This window comes from Floridaenema evergladense BLCC-F167 (assembly GCF_041929205.2).
Lineage (GTDB): Bacteria > Cyanobacteriota > Cyanobacteriia > Cyanobacteriales > Aerosakkonemataceae > Floridanema > Floridanema evergladense.
The window spans coordinates 5,087,431-5,105,125 of sequence record NZ_CM171625.1; the positions used below are offsets into that span (position 1 = coordinate 5,087,431).

The following is a 17,695-nucleotide window of genomic DNA, read 5'->3' on the forward strand; positions in this document are numbered from 1 at the left end:
GTTAGAGTACTTTACTAAAGAACCAATAACAAATTCTTTAATGCCAGTTAAAGATTTGTTTTTTTCTCACTTTTATTACGGTAAATATACATTTGTCTTTGGTCTATCCAGAACTTAATTGTTGTTTTACTTCCCGATCTGATAACTCATTAACCTCCCTTAAAATACGATTTAGTTCATCATCTCCGACCTGTTCAAATTGTCGATCGATTACTATTTGTGATAATTTAGCAATCGTGGGATTTTCAAACAAATAACGCAGAGTAAAATCTATAGAAAATGCTTCTCTTAATCGAGAAATCACTTGTGTAGCTAGTAAAGAATGTCCTCCTAACTCGAAAAAGTTATCGTAAATTCCCACCTTTTCTAATCGCAAAACTTCAGTCCAAATTTGGGCTAATTCAGTTTCAGTAGAATTACGAGGAGCAACAAAATTAACGTCTAAATTTCTTTGGCAAATATCAGGAACAGGTAAAGCGCGACGATTGATTTTATTATTAGAAGTTAGAGGCAATGCTTCCAAAAATACGAAAGTTGCAGGAATCATGTAATCAGGCAACTTTGTCTTGAGAAAGTTTCGCAGACTGCTAACAGTTGGCGCATTATTTTTGGCAACGATATAGGCACTCAAATACTTGTTTCCCGGTTCATCTTCTCGCGCTATAACAACAACTTGTTTGATGTTATTGTGCTGATTTAAAATTCCCTCAATTTCTTCTATTTCTATGCGAAAACCCCGAATTTTTACCTGAGTATCAATTCGCCCTAAAAATTCTAAATTCCCATCAGGAAGACGGCAAACTAAATCTCCAGTTTTGTAAAGTCGATCGCCTTCCAAAAAAGGATTAGCAATAAAATTTTTCCTGGTTAATTCTGGTTGATTCAAGTAACCTCTAGCCACACTCGCGCCACTGACATAAAGTTGTCCCGGAACACCAATGGGAACTCGGTGGAGATATTCATCTAGAAGATAAACTTTCCTGTCGCCAATAGGTTTGCCAATGGGAATTGAATTGACATTTTCGGGAAGTTGTTTAGGAATTGGATAGCAACAAGTAAAAACTGTACATTCTGAAGGGCCGTAAGCATGAATAATTTGCGTTTCTGGTAATAGTTCTAATGCACGAAAAACATGAGGTACAGAAACAGATTCTCCCCCAAACAAAAGCTGTTTAATTCCTAACAACGCTTTCGGTATTGTATCGATTATGTAATTGAATAGGGCTGTAGTTAGAAACAGAGTATTAACATTTTGTTCGCGGATAATTTTGCTTAAATCTTCGGGTGTGGGAATTTTTCCTGGGTAAAGTACACAACGCCCACCGTAAAGTAAAGGAGTCCAAAGTTCTAAGGTAAGTGCATCCCAAGAAATTGATGAGTGTTGCAGCCAAATTTGTTTTGCATCAAGTTGAATGTAATTCACCCCAAACATAAAACCAATGAAGCTACGATGGGGAACTTCCGATCCTTTTGGGTTTCCGGTTGTGCCAGAGGTGTAAATAATATAAGCTAAGTTTTCTGGATTAACTTCTGTGAGTAAATTATCTTGTGTTTGTTGGGCAATTATTTCCCAATCGGAGTCAAGTTTAATTACAGTTTTATCGTTGATTGGGAGTCTATCTTGTAAGTGATTTTGCGTTAACAGGATGGTGATTTGGGCATCTTCCATCATGAATTGTAGTCTTTCTGAAGGAAAAGCTGGATCTAGGGGAATATAGGCTCCTCCTGCTTTGAGAATACTTAATATTCCTATTACCATTAAGAGCGATCGCTCTACACAAATCCCAACTTTTACTTCTGGTTTAACTCCCAATGTTTGCAAATAATGGGCTAATTGATTGGCGCGTTTATTTAATTCTCTATAGGTTAACTGTTGTTCTTCATAAACTAAAGCTATAGCATCTGGACTTTTTTCTACTTGTTCTTCAAATAATTTATGAACACATTTATACTCATATTCAGTTGTAGCAGTACTTTCTGCCTTTACTATTTCTTCTTGTTCAGTTATTGTTAACAAGGAGAATTGAGAAAGGTTTTGTTGAGGATTGGTGGCAATATCTGAGAGTAATTTTTGGAAATGTCCAATCATACGTGCGATCGTATCCGTTGCAAAAAGGCTAGTATCGTAGATAATCCTGCCAGCTAATTCTCTTTCAGGATTAATGACGATCGTTAGCGGATAATTTGTTTGCTCAAAACAACGAAGATTGCTAACTTCTAAAGCTTTTTGACTTTCCGATTTAGAAGTATCGATCGGATAATTCTCAAATACCAAAATACTCTCAAACAGTGGCATTTGCGGAGGAATATCGCTAATGCTTTGAATATCTGCTAAAGAATAATAAGCATACTCTTCTTGTTCAATTTGTTTAGTTTGTAAATCCTTAAGCCAAGGTACTAATTCTACATTTCCAAAAAGTTGAACTCGGACGGGGAGAGTATTAATAAATAGTCCGACCATTGAATCTACTTTGTGAAGTTTAGTTGGGCGACCAGCTACAGTCGCACCAAAAACTAGATCGTTTTCTCCACTGTAGCAAGAGAGCAACAAAGCATAAGCTCCTTGTACTAAAGTATTCAAAGTTAAATGATGCTGTCGAGCCAAATATTGCAGGTTTTCGGTAATTTCTTTAGATAAGGTAAATAGCTGTTCATCATAATTTTGCTGTTCTTCTGGCTTGTCTTCTCTCGATTTTTTATCTACTCTAAAAGGTGTAGGAAATTCAAACCCTTTTAAAGTTTCTTTCCAGAAGGTTTTTGCTTTTTCAATATCTTGTTGTTGTAACCAATAAATGTAGTCTCGATAGGGGCGAGAAGGTGTTAGGGATAAAGATTCACCGCGATAATTAGCTTCATATAAGACAAAAACTTCTTTAAGAATAATCTGCATTGACCAGCCATCAAATAGAATATGATGATGGCTCCAAATAAATTGGTAAGTTTGTTCCTCTAACTGGATTAAAGTGAAGCGCATTAGGGGAACTTCACTTAAATCAAAGGTTTTTTTGCGATCGCTTTTCAGAAAATTCTCTAACCTTTCTTGTTGTTCAGCTTTGGTAAAATTTTGCCAATCGTGACAAATCCAAGACAAATCAATCCATTTATTTACCATTTGTAATGGTTTTTCGATTTCCTCCCAATGAAAGGAAGTTCTTAAAACTGGATGACGAGAAACAACTTGTTGCCAAGCTTCCTGAAAAATCGGTAAATCTAAGTCACCTTTGAGAGTACATAATAGCTGCTCAAAATAGAATTCTGATTCAGGAGAATAGAGACTATGAAACAGCATTCCCTGTTGCATAGGTGACAGTTCATATAAATCTTCAATATTATTCACGATCTCACCTCTTATTATTTTTCTTTTTGTTAAGTTTTGCCATGAATTTGTCAAGTTGTTGTTGATTAAGTCTAGCGGCAGCAAAGTCAGAAGGTGTATAATCTTTGAACTCGGTTGATTGACAGTGAGTAATTAGATTTTTTAATGCTTCCATAAAGCCGGAAGCTAACTCTTCAATGGTGCTTTGTTTATGAACATTCTCACTGTAAGCCCAAGTCATTTCCAAAATTCCGCCCCGAATAAAACCACTAATTCCTAGCAGATGACTACGCTTGTTTAGTAAGCTTTGTTCAGCTTTAAATTCTTTAACCAAACCTAACTCAGCAGATGCTAATAATACTCGATCGAACTGACCAAGATAATTAAAACTCACTTGTGCTTGAGATAGCGCTTCTAATTTTCTGCGGATAGCATCATTTTTGGGCAAATATCGCAATATGCCATAACCAATCCCTCGGTTAGGAATCTGCCGAAGTTTTTCTTTAATTAACTTTAAAGTTTCACCAGGATGGTCGTTGTTTCCTAAGTGTAATCGCACGGGAAATAAGGTGGTAAACCAGCCTACGGTGCGCGATAAATCCACATCTTCAAACAAATCTTCCCGTCCATGACCTTCCAGGTCAATTAACAGAGAACGTTCTCCTGTCCATTGGGCAAAACTTTCCATTAGGGCGGTCAATAACACATCATTAATTTGAGTATTATATTTAGATGGTACATCTTGCAAGAGCGCACGAGTTTGTTCTTCAGTTAAAGAAAATGATACAGCAGAGGTTGAAGCTACAGTGTTGTTTTCTGTGTTTGAAGGATAGTCTAATGGTAATTTTGTAAATGAGAAATTAGACTCATTCAGCCAGTAATCTATTTCTTGTGTTATTGCTTCTGATTGGGCATAAGCTGTTAAGCGATCGCTCCAATATTGCCAAGCAGTTGTTTTCGGTGGTAATTTAATAACTTCACCTCTGCTGATTTGTTTATAAGCAATAGCTAAATCTTCTAACAAAATCCGCCAAGAAACACCATCTACCGCTAAATGATGAATGATGAAAAGTAATAAATTTGGTTGATTCTTACTTAACTGAATTAGTGCTATTTGTGCGATCGATCCTGTTGCCAAATTCAAAAAAGCTTGCAATTCTGCATTTTTAGCTTTAATCGCTGTTTCTTGTGCTTCTGGTGATAAGTGGGATAAATCAATAACACTAAACGGCACTGATTCTTCAACATCCCCATTAATCTGCTGCCAACTTTCACCCTCTGGCACAAACCGCAACCGCAAAGCATCATGATGGACTAACAATTGTTGTACAACTTGCTGCAATAATTCGGGTTTTACATCGGGTGCAACTTCCAATAATACTGACTGATTAAAGTAATTAAATTCGGTTAATTTTTGCTCAAAAAACCAATGCTGAATCGGGGTTAACGCCACCTTTCCTGTCACTAAACCTTGTTGGGCATTAACTTGACGAGTAACACCTGCCACAGCAGCTAATTCTGCGATCGTTTGGTACTGAAATAATTGTTTAGGGGCAATTTGTATCCCCGCTTGTTTAGCACGAGAAATTACCTGAATGCTGAGGATAGAATCGCCACCCAATTCAAAGTAATTATCATGAATCCCCACCTTTTCTATTCTTAAAATTTCCGACCAAATCTCTACTAATTTCTCTTCTATTATGCTACGAGGGGCAACAAAATCATCCTCTTTATGAGAAAAATCGGGGGCTGGTAAAGCACGATAATCAACCTTTTGATTCCCCGTCATTGGCAACTTATCTAACAGCACAAAAGCCGCCGGAATCATATAATTAGGCAATTTCTCTTTCAAGAAAAGGCGCAATTCCTCAATTTTTGGTTGCGGTTTGTGGGGTACAATATAGGCAACAAGGCGCTTTTGTCCGGGTAAGTTGTCTTCACGCGCCACAACAACAGCTTGAAATACCTGCGGATGTTGATTCAAAACTGTTTCGATTTCTCCCAACTCAATCCGAAAACCGCGAATCTTCACTTGATCGTCAACTCGTCCCAGGTATTCTAAACTGCCATCGGTGCGAAATCTGGCTAAATCGCCTGTTTTGTAGAGTTTCGAGGGACTGGGGAGGTTCGACTGGGGACTCGGAAAGTTTTGGGTTTCCCCTGCTTCTCTGCTGGTGACAAAGGGGATAAATTTCTCCTGGGTTAACTCTGGGCGATTTAGATAGCCTCTGGCTAAGGAAGCGCCACCAATGTGCAATTCTCCGGGAACTCCGATCGGCACGGGTTGCAGATATCGATCTAAAATATAAATTTGAACATTAGCGATCGGTCGTCCAATAAAAACAAAAGTATCTGTTGCAGAATTTAAACGCTCTAGAGTGGTGACGACTGTGGCTTCTGTTGGCCCGTAAGTGTTAAATAATAGAGGCGGCTGGGTAAAATGTGCAATACCACTGTGCCAACGCTTCACTTTTTCTAGATGTGCTTCTTCTCCGCCAATAATCACAACTCTGAGAGTTTCAGGAATTGGGGAATCTTGCGGAGTAAGGGCGGGTTTTGTGCTTAATTTTTTTGTTGTGATTGCAGACTGATCTACTAAACTTGCCCCTACTAACTGATGCCAAAAAGCGGTGGGGAGATCCAAAACTGTTAATTGCCATTCTTGACAACAGCGCCAAAATTCATCAATTGAATGCAACATTTCTTCGGTGCGTAACACTAAGGTTGCGCCGACTGCAAGACAGGGAAAAATTTCTTCAATGGATGCGTCAAAGCAGAAGGAGGCAAATTGTAAAATCCTGTCAGATTGGTTAATTTCATATTCTTGAATCGCTGTCATGACAAAATTAATTAGCGATCGATGTTCAATCATTACACCTTTGGGTTTACCTGTGGAACCAGAGGTGTAAATTAAATAAGCGAGGTTGTGCAGTTGAACATTACTAACAGGATTAGCTGTATTTTGTTGAGCAACGATCGACCAATCTTTATCTAAACAAATCGTTATTCCAGTGTAATTTGGTAATTTAGGTTGAAATCTCTCTTGGGTTAAGACAATGTTCAATTGCGTATCTGCAATAATGTCAGTTATTCTTTCTGTGGGATAGGCAGGGTCAAGGGGAATGTATGCACCTCCAGCTTTGAGAATGCCGAGTAACCCAACTATCATTTCTAAGGAACGCTCAACGCAGATGCCAACCAAAGTTTCTGGTTTGACTCCTAAACTTTGCAGATAATGTGCTAATTGGTTGGCGCGATCGCACAATTCACGGTAAGTTAATTGTTGACCCAAATGCCAAACAGCTACAGCATCAGGGGTTTTTTCGACCTGAGCCTCAAACAACTGATGAATACACTGCTTACAGTTATACTCTCTCTCTGTCTGATTCCACGACTGTAATAACTGCTGCTCGATCGCCGTCAGTAGTGGTAATTGATAAATTCGTTGCTCTGGGTTAGCAACAATTGCTTGTAGTAAAGTTTGATACTCCTCTACCATTCTTTGAATTGTGGCTGCATCAAATAGATCGGTGTTGTATTCCCAAATAACGGTGATTCCCTTCTGTTTGTCCTCAGAATTTGGGATCAAAACCACATCCAGATCGAATTTTGTAGATTTGTTGCTCAGAGCGACATTGGGACTGATGTTCAAGCCGGGAAGACTCAAGGAAGGCAGGGGCGTATCATGGAAGCTGAACATCACTTGAAACAAAGGATTATAGCTGAGGTTGCGTACTGGCTTGAGAGCTTCCACTACTTTATCGAAGGGCAAATCTTCGTTGGCAAAGGCTTCTAAGGTACAGGAACGCACGCGATCGAGCAATTCTCGAAAAGTGGGATTGCCTGACAAATCTGTGCGTAAAACTAAGTTATTGACAATCATGCCAACGATCTTTTCTGTCTGGCGCATCCGCCGATTGGCAACTGCTGTCCCTACACACAGATCGTCCTGTCGGCTGTAGCGCTGCATCATTACTAAAAAAGCTGCCAGGGTGGTCATAAATAAGGTGACACCCTCTTGACGACTCAAAACTTGTAACGATTGAGATAAATCGAGCGACAACTCTACCCTAATTTGAGCACCGTTGTAAGTTTGTTGGGTTGGTCTTGGACGATCTAATGGTAATTCCAACAGGGGAGAACTGCCAGATAATTTTTGCTGCCAATAGGCGAGTTGGGCTTGAGCTTCCTGGCTTTTCACCCATTCTCGCTGCATAAGGGCATAGTCCACAAATTGAAATGACAATTCTGGCAAAGGCGAGGGATTACCTAAACTGAAAGCTCGATAAAGTTCTATCAACTCTCCCAAGAAGACATTGTTAAAAGACCAACCATCATGAACTAAATGATGTTCAATGTGGATCAATAAATGTTCTTGCTCGCTTAGCTTCAACAAAGTCCACCTAACTAAAGGTAGTCGATCGATGTTGAAGGGCTTTTGCACTTCTGCATCAAATAGGCGCTGCGCTTGGGTTTCCCGATCGGATTCAGGAATTAATTGCAAGTCTACCACTCGGAAACTGATTGGTGAGGTTGGATGGATCGTTTGAAATAATCGTCCATCTGCTGCCGGAAATGTTGTGCGAAAGATTTCATGCCGTCGCACAATTTCACTGAGACACTTTTGTAACACTGTGACATCAAGTTGCCCTGTGAATCTGAGAGTTGCTTGGGCTTGGTAGGCACTATTTTCTGGGGCGATTTCCTGAATGAAGTAAACTCGCTCTTGGGCAAAGGAGACGGGTAATTTACCTGTTCTCTTAACTGCTGGCATCGCTGAAAACTGCAACTGCGGTTTTAGCTGACTCTGGGTTTCAATCAGTTTGGCAAAACTAGCTACAGTAGGGTTAGCAAAGATGTTTTGAAAGGATAATTTGATAGAGAAATTTTCTTGGATGCGGGAAAGGAGTTGCGCGAATATTAAGGAGTGACCGCCCAGTTGGAAAAAGTTATCATGAATTCCTACTTGCTGAAAACCTAGTAATTCGGCGCAAATACCTGCTAATCTTTCTTCAATTGGGTTACGCGGTGCAACAAAGGTTTCTTCTAGTTCGGCGCTGGTGCGATCGGGAATCGGAAGATTTCGGCGATCGACTTTACCATTAGGTGTCAGGGGCAAAGAATCTAATATTACAAATACCCCCGGCACCATATAGTTGGGCAGCTTTTCTTGCAGAAAGTCTTTTAAAGTATTGACGGTTGTTGGCAGTTTTTGGTCGAGGACAATATAGGCAACAAGGTGTTTATCTCCTGGGCGGTCTTCACGCACTATTACCGCTGCTTGCTGTACGTCTCGATGTTGAATTAACCTGGTTTCGATTTCATCTAATTCTATGCGGAAGCCGCGAATTTTGACTTGGCGATCGACTCGACCGAGAAATTCAATGTTACCCTCTGGTAAGTACCGGGCTAAGTCACCAGTTTTATAAAGTTTTGCGCTGGGAGCAAGTTTTTTAGTTTTCTCCCCTGTTCCCTGTTCACTGTTAATAAACGGATTAGGAATAAATTTTTCTTTAGTTAATTCTGGACGATTCAGGTAGCCCCTGGCTAAACCGTCGCCACCAATATATAGTTCGCCGACAGTGCCAATGGACACGGGTTGCAAATTGTTATCAAGAATATAAATTTGTATGTTAGCGATCGGGCGACCAATTGATACTCTATCGCTAGAGGTAGATTCTCCTACTGTGGCGCAAACTGTTGATTCCGTTGGGCCGTAAGCATTGAAAAAGCGCCGTCCGGTTGACCATTGCGCTATCAGTTTGGGATGGCAAGCTTCTCCGGCAATAATTAAGGTTTGCAAGTTTGGCAATTCTTCTATTGGTAAAGTTGCTAGTACTGTGGGTGGTAGTGTGACGTGAGTTATTGCTTGCTTCCGCAACATTTGCATTAAATCTGCTCCTGGGCGCAATGAATCTTGAGTTCCCAAAGTTAGACTAGCTCCAGAACACAGAGCCATCACAATTTCCGAAACTGAGGCATCAAAGCTGAGGGAGGCAAACTGGAGAATGCGGTTGTGTGGCTGTACGTCAAACAGTTTTATTTGTGCTAGGGCAAGATTACACAGGCTTTGATGTTGAATCATCACGCCTTTGGGTGTTCCGGTTGAGCCTGATGTGTAAATTAGGTAAGCTAGATTCTCTGATGTTACTTGACTGTGAGGATTTTCTTGGCTCTGTTGGTCGATCGATTCCCTGTCAGTATCCAGACAAACTAAGTTTACCCCGCTTTCAGTAAATCGTTCTACTAACTTTTGCTGAGTTAATATCACCTGTGCTTGGGAGTCCGACAACATGAAACTCAGACGTTCTGGCGGATAGGTGGGATCTAAGGGCAGATATGCGCCACCTGCTTTGAGAATTCCCCATAATCCTACAATCATTTCTAGGGAGCGCTCCAGGCAAATTCCGACGAGGACTTCTGCTCCTACACCTAAAGATTGCAAATAATGGGCTATTTTGTTCGATCGCTGGTTCAATTCTTGATAAGTAATTTGTGACTCATTGAAAACAACAGCAATATTGTCTGGGGTTTTTTCTACTTGTGCTGCCAATAACTGATGTATGCACAAGTCTTTGGGGTAATCTGTTCTTGTATTGTTCCACTCCACTAATATTTTATGCTGTTGTCGATCGGTTAAAGTAGAGAGTTTATGAACTGAATCAGTAGAATACATCACCTTTTTTTGCCTAACCTTACTTAGGGAATCTCAATATTTAATATTTGAGCTCTCGTCGATGCGATCGCCTAATTTCATTTGATTTAGCATTGAGATGCTATATTCACTTTACTTACTTATCTGTTAATTAAAGATTCTTCCAAATCTAAAGTTACCAATTTTATATAAAATTGGTAATTTGACTAATTTAATTAAAAACAGGCTACCAACCATTCGCTGGGACAGCACCAAAGAAATATCTATTTCTTTTTCAGGAATTTCCTTCCCTCATTTGAATGTCCCTCATTAGATTGGTAGCCTAGAAACAATTATGACTTGACCCGACACCAACAAAAAGTCATATATTCTCTTGATTATTTGCCAATCCTTTCTTGAGTAAACTTACAGCCACAATGCTAGTAAATTACTCAACTATATCCACTATTCTTGGTTCTGTAGGATCTCTGAAGATTTCTGGGCTGACATGATTTTTGAGCGTGGTTTTTAGCTCATCTTTAATGGGTAGATTGTTAATTTCTTGGATTAGAGAGGTTAAAGATTCATTTTTGCTACGTTCCTTGTAAACTAATTTGAGAACGGCTTCAATTCCATATCCTCCTAAAACGTCTCCTAAAACGCCCAATAAACCCAGTATTCCAATTCCGCCCAGGATACCAAATGGTCCTCCTAATCCTGTTAGGGTGGCTGCAACAACGGCATTACTACCTGCTGCTGATGCTGCCATAATTATAAGAATTACGCCAGGAAGACCCAAGCCAGCAAATTTTTTCCCAATTTCGTCCAATTCGATTTCCATTGTAATTACCTGCAAATTTTTCAATGTGGATTAAAGCCTGACGATCTTCAGGATAGGAAATTAAGAGTATTCTATAACGTCTTAATCTTCAAAATTAAAAAAAATTTACTTTTTTTTAATTTGAGCAAGCTCGTGGCTAATTTTTCATTCTATGCCTGAAGAAGCATTATGGGTAGTAGATTCTTGACCAATCGGAATTGGTAGTTAATAAAAAACTAGTCATTAGTTTATCACTAAGTAATAACTAATGACTAGTATTTAGAGTACATCGAAGAGCTTAATAGTTGTCAAACGCGATCGCTACACGACCATAAGAGCTAAATTGCTGATTAATCAAGGGTTTTGCTGTACCTCACTTAAGTAGGAATCGCTATAGTGCCTACAACCAAAACATTGGTGCCTACAACCAGATTGGTAGCAGTTACACTGTTGAGAGTCACCAACGTACTAAAGGTAGACGCTGTGCCAGTACCATCAAGATCGACTTGGACTAAGGTACTGCTTCCCGACTGATTAAATCTCAAGAAACCATCAGCAACGGCATTTCCACCCAGGTTCAACGCCCGCAAGTCAAGTTGATCCTGATTGCGGTTAAAATCTAAGATCGTATCGTTGCGGTCATCTAAGGAATTGTAGACGAACCGATCGCTACCTGCATTCCCTGTGAGATTGTCATTGCCAGCACCACCGACCAGAATATCATCACCAGCACCACCAAATAGGTTATCAGCCCCGGCATTACCAATTAAGGTATCATTGCCAGCACCACCACTCAGGATGTTGTTTCTGGCATTGCCCGTAATTTGGTTATTCAGGCTGTTACCCTGACCTTCCACAGCAGAACCCGTCAGGATGAGGTTCTCTACATTATTAGGGAGAAAATAAGTCACTGAAGAGATCGCCGTGTCAATCCCCTGATTCAAAGCTTCCACCACTCTATCAAAATCGGAGTCATTGACAACGTAGGTGTCATCGCCAGCGCCACCAATCATCCGATCGCCACCAGCGCCACCATCCAAGGTATCATTGCCTAAACCACCATTGAGGGTATCGTTACCATTTAGCCCCCGCAGTAGATCGTTGCCGCTAGTACCTACCAAGTTGTCATTGCCATTGGTACCCACAATGGAGTTAGTGTCAGCAGTTATGGTGAGAGCTACGGTAGCGGTAGAAGTTAAGCCAGCCGCATCTTGTAGGGTGTAGTTGAAACTGGTGTTGCCAGCAAAGCCAGCTACAGGTGTGTAGGTGAAGGTGTTGTCGGTATTCTGCACTACTGTACCGCTAGAAGGATTGGTGAAGGACTGAATCGACAAGACATCGCCTGCATCTGGATCGGTGTCATTTGCCAGAACTGGAATCACAACTGCTTGTAGATCTGTAGTGTTCACAGTATCATTAACAGCCGTTGGAGCTTCGTTAACATTGGTGAGAGCGAGGGTAAAATTAGTGCTGGCATCAGGAGTACCACCAACCGCAGCATCATCCACATTCACCGCTACTACATAGCTGGGTTTAGCTTCAAAGTCGAGAGCAGTTCCAGCCTTCAAGTACAGAACCGACCCGTCAAGTTCAAAGAAGCTGGCATCGGTGCCACTCAAACCAAGAACGTTGGTACCTAAACCGTCATCGGTGACGCTGATATCAGCTACCTTTAGCCGAGTTGCGGTGCTGGTGTTTTCTGCTAGAGAGGTGACGGTGTTAGCCAGACTCACAGCAGTGGGCGCTTGATTGACATTGGCAATCCGTCCGGGAGAGCCGATTTCGTTGGGTGTGGTTGCCGCAACGAAGGCACCGTTGACTCCGACAGTACTTAAGGTTGAAACTGCGGCATTTTGCAAACCAGCCGCGTTATCAAAGGTGCGGAAAGGTGCGGTTGCTGTGGATACACCGAAGCTGATTCCTGTAATCTTTGTACCAGTTGCGTCAAAGATATTTACGGCATCGCCCCCTGTGCTCAAGCCTACACCCGATCCGGTGTAAGTACCAATTTGCAAGTTTGCAGGGGCATTGCTACCAAACCACAGGGATCTGAAGTTTGGAATGACTGTAGCTGGTGAACTACTTTCCAAGAAGATGACTGACTCGCCAGGAGCAATGCTGGTAATACCATTCAAGGCAACTGCTGTAGTGAAGGAGTTTGAGTCGTCATCCATCTTCCAACCAGTAATGTTCACCGCACTGGAACTGGTATTTGTCAACTCGAACCAATCAGCACCAAGGGAACTATTACCACTAGCCCAGGGTGCTACCTCAGAGATGATTAGCGGTGAGGGAGCTTCCGTAATATCGGTGACAGCGAGGGTAAAGTTGGTCGTTGCATCAGGTGTGCTGCCAACGGTTGCGTCGTTGACATTGACGGTAACGTTATAGCTGGTCTTGGTTTCAAAATCGAGAGTGGTTCCCGCTTTGAGGAATAACTCAGTACCAGAAATTGTAAAGGAATTGGCATCTGCACCTGTTAAGGACAGAGTGTTGGTTCCCAAAGCGTCATCGCTGATGATAATGTTGGCAACTTTGATGGGATTTGCAACACTGGTGTTTTCTGCCAAACTGTTGGTAGTGTTGGCTAGGCTGAGAGCGATGGGGGCTTGATTTGTGTAGGTATATGAGGCTGGTGCGTAGACCCAAAGTTGTGGGTGATTGATGTCGCCACCACCTTCTTCGCTGGTGAGGTAGAGGAGTCCATTACGATCGACTGTCACCCCTTCAAAACCCTGATTCACAACTGTCAGGGGATTTCCTGGATCGGAAGCGATCGTCAAAGAACTGGAGATATTTCCAGAGCGATCGATATTGATAATTTTGCCCGATTCCTGACTCAACACCAGCAAACGACTGTAATCTGGCGTTCCAGTTAAAGAAGGCAGATTTGATAAAGCGTAAACGTCAGCGAAGTCTACCAGGTTAGCTAAAGCTGGATTGAACAGGTCGATCGAGTTCACTGTGGTAGGTGAACCGTTGGTTGCTGTACCCGCTGCAAAATCAATTCCGGTTTGGAAGATACCTTGTGGTGTGATCTCCTTAACGGCGATGTATCCGCTGGTTAGTGGATCGTAAGAGATGCCTTCAATTCCAATGTTGCCGACGGTGGTACCGAGTTTGACAGTTTGGACGTTGCTTCTGGTAAGTGTCGTGTTTGGGGCGTAGGTGAACAAGTTGGCTTGACGATCGCGCTCCTCGATCAAAACAAACTCACCATTGCCAATGTAGGTTAGTCCTTCTGTATCATAGAATTCTGTACCTTGGGGACTAGTGCCAAGAGCCAAGGTCATCGAGTCGATCAGTTGCCCAGTCTTATTGACTTGGACGATCGATCGACCACCATCACCCACAACAAACAAAGTATCGGTATCCCAGTTGTAGGTTACAGCAGAAACTTCTTGAGATAACAGGCTGTTGGTAGGCGCAGTGGTTCTGGTTGGTTCGGGCAAGTCGTAGCGACCAATCCGCACATAATTGGACAAATCCACGCCCTCAACTACCTGATTTTGCAGGGTTAAGGTATAGTTTGCCGAAGCGTCAGGGGTGCTACCTACAGTCGCATCATCCACATTCACCGTCACCCCATAGCTAGGTTTGGTTTCAAAGTCCAGGGTTGTACCCGCCTTCAAGTACAAGGCATTTCCATCCAGTTCAAAGAAGCTGGCATCGGTACCGCTGAGGCTGAGGGCGTTAGTCCCAACACCGTCATCAGTGATGCCAATATCAGCAACTTTGATCCGAGTTGCGGTGCTGGTGTTTTCTGCCAGGGTGGTTACAGTATTAGTTAGGTTAACTGCTGTCGGTGCTTGGTTAGGAACTCCCAGGTTGAACCTTGCCAATACTGGATCGTGGTCACTCACTTGGTCGGCAAACTCGGAGTTGATGTGAACCACATCATAGCCATCCAATTTACTGAGCAGATTGCCGCTTGCCAAAATATGGTCGAGTACTTGGGCGTTACCTTCAAAGTTGTAGGTGTAACGTTCGTTGGCTGGCAAAGTTTCCACCAGCGTATTGAGTCCAGCACTTTCGAGGATGGTGAGGGGGTTAGAGAACTCAAAGTCGTTCAGGTCGCCTGCAACAACAATGTTGGCGTTGGGATCGATCGCCAGAATGCTTTGCACAAAGTTCTTAACAATCGTCGCTTGCTGGTTGCGCTGCACTTCACTGCTGAGGGTCGGAGGTTGGTTCACACCAAACAGGGGTTGATCGCCACCTTTAGAGTTGAAGTGGTTGCCAATCACGTAAACGGTCTGTCCGTTAAAGACAAACTCGCCAACTAGAGGCTTACGGCTGGCATTGAAGGCAGAGTTAGTTGGGTCAAGCAAACCAGGGCTCGCAGAGAGATCGGGAGTGCCATTATTGCCGATGTCTGTAACGGTTGTGCTGGAAGTCGAGGTGCCACCGGGTCGATCGACAAAACTAACCCGACTCGGATTGAATAGGAAACCAACTCGAATATTACCTCCCGGTTCGCCGCCATTGGTGTCGTCTACGGGGTTGACTTGGCGGTATTCGTAGGTTGGGCCACCTGCGGCTGCGATCGCATTTATCAAAGTTTGATACGTCACGCTGGCATCCACAACACTGTCATTGGTCGCACCATTGTTATCCTGAACTTCCTCCAAATTGATAATATCGGGAGATTTCAAGTTATTGACAATAGCATTCGCCAAACCAGTAAATTTCGCTGCACCATCAGCCGGATCGAGGTTTTCCACGTTGAAGGTAGCAACCGTGAGTTGATTTGCAGTACCCGTCAGGTTGGTGACTTCTTTTTGCAGAGGAGAAGCTTGCACTACAGTAGGTGCAGTCGGTACTAGAACTTCGTAGTTGCTGAAGTCGTAGTTAACCACCCCTGTAATTGTGCTCAGTTGAGTACCTACATTTACAGTTGGCAGAGTAGTAGAACCGTTGATCAAATCATCGATCTGAATCCGCTCTGGGTTAAAGTCGCTGGAGGTAATCACGCTACCACCACGAGCAGTACGGCTGGTAGCATTGGCACCATTGTCTGCTAATACCCAGATTTCCTCTGAACTACTAAAGACATTGAGTGGAGAAGTGGTGACTGGGTTGTTAATTTGAACTAACATCCCTTCCAAGCTTTCGTAGAAGTCGATGCCTTCATTAACCGGATCGAAATCTCCTCCGGTTTCCACATTGCCGCTGCTGGTGAAGTCGTTATTAATCGACTGGGTGGGAATCGCCCGTCCGCCATTGCCCAAAATGGTTGTAGCAGGTAGAGCATTGCCGCTTGACAATACAGTGACAGCGGGACTGGTAATCTCTGTGATCGTGAGGTTGTTGGCATTGCCTCCCGGACGGAACTCTGTTACGGTACCGTTAACCCGCACTGAGTCTCCTACCGCAACTGTGGGAGCAGAACTGGTGAAGACAAACAGACCTTCAGAGGTTCTGTCGTCGTTGTCGGGGTTGGGGTCTTGGAAGTAAAAGCCATTTGTAGCAACTGCTGTAACGATACCTGCTACATTGCTGACGGTTTGACCATTTAAGGGTGAAGTATGACCTGTTCCTTGAATGTCACGGATGCGGATTGTCGCAGGAATATCGTTGTCTGTAATGCTGACTGTGAGGTTGGGAATCGTTAGCCCGGAGTATGCTGGATCGGCACTGGTGGTAATGGTGTGGGCGATCGTTCCTGTGTGGGTAGCTGCTTCTACCGCAGTATCGTCAATTGCCCGTACTGTAATGGTTTGTGGGGTAGTACTAGTCAGGTTGAGGGTAACGGAGTTGGAGAAGTTGGTGCCATCGGTGCTGATTTCCGTTTGTGCATCCGCTGCGATCGCAATATCAACCGCGCCTGTAGGAGTGGTGTTGAGAGCGATCGTATAAGTATCCGTCGCTCCACCTTCAACTACACTGGTATTGCCACCAGTCTGAGTAATCGTAACTCCTGGCTGTTGAACGGTAGAGGTTGTCAGAGAGAAGTCATCGATCGCCAATCCATGATCGGTCCCTATGTCATTGTTCTCGATCCAACGGAACCAAAGCGTGTCGTTATTTGCCCAGTTCAAGCCAGACAGCACACCACCCACATTAGCAACTCGACCAGCAATATTACCATCTACTGCTCCTGCCGTTGTTGTTGCCACGGGCGAAGCCCAGTTGAAAGTGCTGCCTGGTGTATTCCAAGTAGAAACGGTTGTAAAGCTACTGCCAAAGCCGTACTGTAGCGTCATTGTTTGGGCGGTTGTGTTTCCACCATTGCGCCACTGTTCCCCGTTAAAGGCAACAGTCAGATCGCTAATTGTTGCGCCAGTGGTATTGGTAGCAGAGAAAGCAATCCAGCCAGCCACCGCACCGCTAGCCGGACTACCGAAGTACGCACCGCCAGAACCCAGTCCACCCAGGGCGCGATCGGAATTACTTACACTGCCGTAGCTATAAAAGTTACCTGCATTGCTAGAGCCGCTGTCAGCACCGTAGGTTGTAATTGCTGTACCTGGGACAGGTTGACGGAAGAGCGACCAACCTAAAAGAGTTGAGTCGTTTGTCCAGGCGTTACTGGTACCGGAAGTAGCCAGGGTGTCAAAATTTTGAGAATACGTCCCAGTAAAGTTAAACGGCATAGGTGTGATTTAGAGGGTAAAAGTTTGCAAAGAAATTTAGTGTGATTAACGATCGCTCATCTGTCTTTAACGAGACTGGCGATCGTCAAGGAAAGCAGCAAAAATACACATGACAAAATTGCATAGCTAGGAAAAGACTCTATGTAATCAAGGATATTGCCGTAACATTACGGAATATTAAGTGTAATTTCGGATTCCAAGTATCCAGATTCTCACTGTTATATTAAGTGTCGGTTAAGGAATTACACTGAATACAAAAAATTTACTGAAATTTCACATAGATAAAGCTATAGTAAAAAACTTTATTCTGTAGCCATAATCTCAATAAG

General features: G+C 42.9%; 4 protein-coding genes. All 4 read right to left on the minus strand.

The features are described 5' to 3' along the window. Nucleotides 1–103 precede the first annotated feature (103 nt). The 4 genes from ACE1CA_RS24650 to ACE1CA_RS24665 all read right to left on the minus strand — a co-directional run bounded on the left by ACE1CA_RS24650 (nt 104) and on the right by ACE1CA_RS24665 (nt 17,366). Nucleotides 104–3,337 carry a non-ribosomal peptide synthetase gene (locus ACE1CA_RS24650; RefSeq protein ID WP_413280121.1) on the minus strand — a complete coding sequence of 1,078 codons (3,234 nt, stop codon included), beginning with the start codon at nt 3,335–3,337 and terminating at the stop codon, nt 104–106. 4 nt (nt 3,338–3,341) lie between these two features. Further along, on the minus strand, nt 3,342–9,995 hold the full coding sequence (locus ACE1CA_RS24655; protein ID WP_459563683.1) for an amino acid adenylation domain-containing protein: 6,654 nt from the start codon (nt 9,993–9,995) through the stop codon (nt 3,342–3,344). Nucleotides 9,996–10,398: 403 nt separating this feature from the next. Continuing rightward, nucleotides 10,399–10,791 carry a hypothetical protein gene (locus tag ACE1CA_RS24660; RefSeq protein ID WP_413280123.1) on the minus strand — a complete coding sequence of 131 codons (393 nt, stop codon included), beginning with the start codon at nt 10,789–10,791 and terminating at the stop codon, nt 10,399–10,401. A 356-nt stretch (nt 10,792–11,147) separates the two neighbouring features. Next, complete coding sequence (locus ACE1CA_RS24665; protein ID WP_486517518.1) at nt 11,148–17,366, minus strand: SdiA-regulated domain-containing protein; 6,219 nt, start codon at nt 17,364–17,366, stop codon at nt 11,148–11,150. Between the last annotated feature and the right edge of the window lie 329 nt (nt 17,367–17,695).